The sequence below is a fragment of the Streptomyces sp. SID5910 genome (genome assembly GCF_009862125.1).
Taxonomy (GTDB): Bacteria; Actinomycetota; Actinomycetes; order Streptomycetales; family Streptomycetaceae; genus Streptomyces.
In genome coordinates this window covers 1-3,617 of the sequence record NZ_WWHX01000509.1, presented here as the reverse complement: position 1 = coordinate 3,617, position 3,617 = coordinate 1, and the positions used below count along the sequence as shown (strand labels likewise).

Annotated in this window: 3 protein-coding genes; all 3 read right to left on the bottom strand. The window is 72.6% G+C overall.

All coding sequences use genetic code 11. From position 1 onward, the window contains the following. Positions 1–168: 168 nt before the first annotated feature. The 3 genes from GTW67_RS18325 to GTW67_RS18315 all read right to left on the bottom strand — a co-directional run bounded on the left by GTW67_RS18325 (position 169) and on the right by GTW67_RS18315 (position 3,460). Positions 169–1,872, bottom strand: coding sequence for a proline--tRNA ligase (locus GTW67_RS18325; RefSeq protein ID WP_161165904.1), 1,704 nt, complete (start codon positions 1,870–1,872; stop codon positions 169–171). Between the two features lie 73 nt (positions 1,873–1,945). Continuing rightward, on the bottom strand, positions 1,946–2,479 hold the full coding sequence (locus GTW67_RS18320; RefSeq protein WP_161165903.1) for a GNAT family N-acetyltransferase: 534 nt from the start codon (positions 2,477–2,479) through the stop codon (positions 1,946–1,948). Between the two features lie 132 nt (positions 2,480–2,611). Continuing rightward, positions 2,612–3,460: a GNAT family N-acetyltransferase gene (locus tag GTW67_RS18315; protein ID WP_161165902.1), complete on the bottom strand. Its 849-nt coding sequence runs from the start codon at positions 3,458–3,460 to the stop codon at positions 2,612–2,614. Positions 3,461–3,617: the final 157 nt, after the last annotated feature.

The following is a 3,617-nucleotide window of genomic DNA, read 5'->3' as shown; positions in this document are numbered from 1 at the left end:
GGTGGGCGCAGCGGCACCCCGGCAGCGCCGGGCCACGCGACCCACCCCCGCCCAGCATCAGCACCGGGCACCCCGGCAACGCGGGCCCCCGGCCAGCGCCCGCGCCGGGCACCCAGACAACGCCGGGCCAAGCGACCGGCTCATCGCCGGGCGCCCGGGCGGAGGACGTCAGCGGCTGAGGCGGGTGAGGGCCTCCTCGACCGTTACTTCCTCGCGCTCACCCGTGCGGCGGTCCTTCAGTTCCACCACGCCCTCGGCGGAACGCCGCCCCGCGACCAGGATCTGCGGGACACCGATGAGTTCGGCGTCGGTGAACTTGACGCCCGGCGAGACACCCGCCCGGTCGTCCACCAGGACGCGGACGCCGGCCGCCGCCAGCTTGTCGGAGACCTCAAGGGCCAGCTCGGTCTGCACCGCCTTGCCCGCCGCGACGACGTGGACGTCCGCCGGAGCGACCTCCTTGGACCAGATCAGGCCCTTGTCGTCGGCGTGCTGCTCCGCCAGCGCGGCCACCGCGCGGGAGACGCCGATGCCGTACGAGCCCATCGTCACCCGGGCCGGCTTGCCGTTCTGGCCGAGGACGTCCAGCTTGAGGGCGTCCGCGTACTTGCGGCCCAGCTGGAAGATGTGGCCGATCTCGATCGCGCGGTCCAGCTTCAGACCCGTACCGCACTTCGGGCACGGGTCGCCCTCGCGCACCACCACGACGTCCACGTACGCGTCGACCTCGAAGTCACGGCCCGCCACCACGTTCTTGGCGTGCGTGTGCTCCTTGTTGGCGCCCGTGATCCAGGCCGTGCCCGGCGCCACCCGCGGGTCGGCGATGTACTTCACCTTCTCGCCCAGGCCCTGCGGGCCGACGTAGCCGCGGACCAGGTCGGGGCGGCCGACGAAGTCCTCGGCGGTGACCAGCTCGACCGCGGCCGGGGCGAAGTGCGCCTCGACCTTGTCCAGGTCGACCTCGCGGTCACCGGGCACGCCCACGGCGACGATCTCGCCGTCGACCTTGACCAGCAGGTTCTTCAGCGTGGCGGAGGCCGGGACGCCGAGGTGGGCCGCGAGGGTCTCGATCGTCGGGGTGTCGGGGGTCGGGATGTCCTCCGCGGCGGGCGCCTCCGTCGCGTCCACCGGCGTCAGGGCGTAGGTGATCGCCTCCGTGTTGGCGGCGAAGTCGCAGTTCGGGCAGTCCGCGAAGGTGTCCTCGCCGGCCTCGGCGGGCGCCAGGAACTCCTCCGACTTCGAGCCGCCCATCGCGCCGGCCGTGGCCGCGCAGATGCGGTAGTCGAGGCCGAGGCGCTCGAAGATCCGCTGGTAGGCGGCGCGGTGCAGGGCGTAGGACTCGGCGAGGCCCTCGTCGGCCACGTCGAAGGAGTAGGAGTCCTTCATCAGGAACTCGCGGCCGCGCAGGATGCCGGCCCGGGGGCGGGCCTCGTCGCGGTACTTGTTCTGGATCTGGTAGAGGATGACCGGCAGGTCCTTGTAGGACGACGCCTGGTCCTTGACGAGGAGGGTGAAGATCTCCTCGTGGGTGGGGCCGAGGAGGTAGTCGCCGCCCTTGCGGTCCTGGAGGCGGAACAGCTCGGGGCCGTACTCCTCCCAGCGGCCGGTGGCCTCGTACGGCTCGCGCGGCAGCAGGGCGGGGAGCTGGACCTCCTGGGCGCCGATGGCGTCCATCTCCTCGCGGACGATGCGCTCGATGTTGCCGAGGACCTTCTTGCCGAGCGGCAGCCAGCTCCACAGGCCGGCGGCGGTGCGGCGCACGTACCCGGCGCGGACCAGCAGCTTGTGGCTGAGGACCTCGGCGTCCGCCGGGTCGTCGCGCAGCGTCTTCGCCATCAACTTCGACATGCGCTGGACCGGTGCGTTGGCCATGGTTCTCGTGTCTCCTGCTGCGTAAGGGTGGTGCTAGGAGGTTAGCCGGGTGGTCCGGTGCGGTGGAAATCGGTTATGGCCTGCGCAGCGGGAGGTGTGCGCCCATCACGGCGTACGGCCGGGGGGCGCTGGGGAACATGACCTGGCGGGCGAGGTCGGTGTAGCCGAGGGAGCGGTAGAGGCCGCGGGCGGGGCTCTCGGTGTCGATCGCGGAGAGGATCGAGCGGGGCTCGGCGGCGGTGTCGGTGATCGTGGTGATCAGTGAGCGGCCCGCGCCGCGGTTCTGGTGGGCCGGGTGGACGTGCAGTTCGGTGATGACGAAGGAGTCTTCGAGCCAGGCCTCGTTGTGCTGGGCGCGGAGGTAGGGCTCGACAACCGTGGACCACCAGTGGGTGCGGTCGTTGGGCATGCCGTAGACGAAGCCGGCGAGGTCCCCTTCGGGGGTGGTGGCGCCGAGGGCGCGGGCGCCGGGGCAGGTCATGTGGCGCAGGACGATCTGGCGGCGGACGGCCACCTCGTCGGGGCCGAGACCGAAGGCGGCGGCCTGGACGGCAAGGGCCTCGTCCACGTGGGCTGACAGGTCCAAGGGGCCGATGACGAGGTCCATGGCGGGGAGCCTAACGCTTCGCTTGGATCGGGAGGGCGGATCAGGGGGGTACGGGTTGTTCTCCGGGTGCGGGTCGGTGGGGGCTGGTCGCGCAGTTCCCCGCGCCCCTGAGGGGCGCTGCACCGCCCGGCGTCAGAAGAGCACGCTCATGAAGGAGCCGACCTCCTGGAAGCCGACCCTGCGGTACGTGCGGCGGGCTGCCGTGTTGAAGTCATTCACGTACAGGCTGACCACCGGGGCCACGTCGGTCAGGGCGTGGCGCAGGACGGCGGCCATGCCGGGGGCGGCGAGTCCCCGTCCCCGGTACTCGGGGGCCACCCAGACGCCCTGGATCTGGCAGGCGCGGTCGGTGGCGGCGCCGATCTCGGCCTTGAAGACGACCCGGCCGTCGCTGTCGAAGCGGGCGAAGGAGCGGCCGGAGCCGACGAGTTCGGCGACCCGGGCCTGGTAGAGCAGGCCGCCGTCGCCGGCCAGCGGGGAGATGCCGACCTCCTCGGTGAACATCGCCACGCAGGCCGGCATGATCCGCTCCATCTCGTCCTTGCGGACGCGGCGGACGTGGGGGTCGGGGACGACGTCGGCGGTCATGCGGTCGGTGACCATGAGGGGCTGCCGGCCGCGGACCTCGCGGGCCGGGCCCCAGCCGGGTTCCAGGAGGCGCCAGAGCTGGGCGGTGGATTCGGCGGGGCCGACGATGGAGGAGCAGCGGCGGCCTGCTCTGCGGGCCCGGTCGGCGAAGGCGCGGACGGCGCGCGGGGTGGCGCAGATGGGGACGAGGTTGGCGCCCGCGTAGCACAGGGACGTCAGCATGCCGTCCTCGTACCAGCCCCACATCTCGCCGCCGAGGCGCCACGGGTCGAGGCCGGCGATCTGCACCCGGGCGGTCACGAAGGCGTTGGCGACCGGCTCGCGGTCGAGGACGGCGAGTGCGGCGTCCAGGTCGCTCGGTTCGAGCACGCGGGAGGTGGTCTGCGTCAACACGTGCGGGGCCTCACCGTAAGATCTGCTGATCTCCGCACTGTACCCGCGGTTGCTGAGCGGCGTCGCCCTGCCTGGTGGTCGCCGTCTGTTCGCCGGTGGGCGTCGGGTGCCGGGCCGTCCCCGGGGGCTGCCGCCCCCGGACCCCCGCTTCGGCCTG